At 63.3% G+C, this 343-nt stretch carries 1 protein-coding gene; it reads right to left on the reverse strand.

All coding sequences use genetic code 11. The features are described from left to right. Positions 1–343: hypothetical protein (locus tag NPS29_RS28690; RefSeq protein WP_274136871.1), on the reverse strand; the 343-nt coding region annotated here is incomplete at both ends.

The raw sequence follows: 343 nt of genomic DNA on the forward strand, positions 1-343 counted from the left end.
GTAGAGCTGAAATGCCTCGTACAAGCCGGTGATCACGCCCAGGCGCAGGGCGTAGAAGTTGCCAATCTTTCCGGACTCCAGTTCCATCTGCACCGAGCGTCGCACGCGGACCTGCAACTGTGCACGGGCCGTGTTCAGGCTCTTGGGGGTCTTCGCATCCGCCAGCTCTTCAAGCTGCAACTGCGGGGCAAATTTGCCCAGGCGCCAGTTCATCGCGGTGACCAGCACATGGGCCATGGCCTTGTCGGCACGGTTGGGCGCGGCGTAGGTGAACACACCCTTGGCCATCTGTGCGTACCAGCCCATCAGCACGCCGACCTGGGTGCGCGCCAGCCAGTCCATC

It is taken from the genome of Pseudomonas putida, from assembly GCF_028682175.1.
Lineage (GTDB): Bacteria > Pseudomonadota > Gammaproteobacteria > Pseudomonadales > Pseudomonadaceae > Aquipseudomonas > Aquipseudomonas putida_AD.